This window comes from Oceanobacillus sp. CFH 90083 (assembly GCF_009389585.1).
Lineage (GTDB): Bacteria > Bacillota > Bacilli > Bacillales > Amphibacillaceae > Oceanobacillus.
Map to the genome: position 1 here is coordinate 1 of NZ_VIYG01000048.1, position 478 is coordinate 478.

1 protein-coding gene is annotated in these 478 nt (G+C 42.7%); it reads left to right on the plus strand.

Annotation, left to right across the window (positions count from 1 at the left end):
- On the plus strand, positions 1-478 hold a 478-nt coding region (locus FLK20_RS21420), incomplete at both ends, for an OmpA family protein (protein WP_152658623.1).

Below are 478 nucleotides of genomic sequence, written 5' to 3' on the forward strand. Positions count from 1 at the left end.
AATCAAGCCGTACGTATTATTAGGTGCTGGTCACTATAAATATGACTTTGATGGCGTAAATCGTGGTACACGTGGTACTTCTGAAGAAGGTACTTTAGGTAACGCTGGTGTTGGTGCTTTCTGGCGCTTAAACGACGCTTTATCTCTTCGTACTGAAGCTCGTGCTACTTATAATGCTGATGAAGAGTTCTGGAACTATACAGCTCTTGCTGGCTTAAACGTAGTTCTTGGTGGTCACTTGAAGCCTGCTGCTCCTGTAGTAGAAGTTGCTCCAGTTGAACCAACTCCAGTTGCTCCACAACCACAAGAGTTAACTGAAGACCTTAACATGGAACTTCGTGTGTTCTTTGATACTAACAAATCAAACATCAAAGACCAATACAAGCCAGAAATCGCTAAAGTTGCTGAAAAATTATCTGAATACCCTAACGCTACTGCACGTATCGAAGGTCACACAGATAACACTGGTCCACGTAAG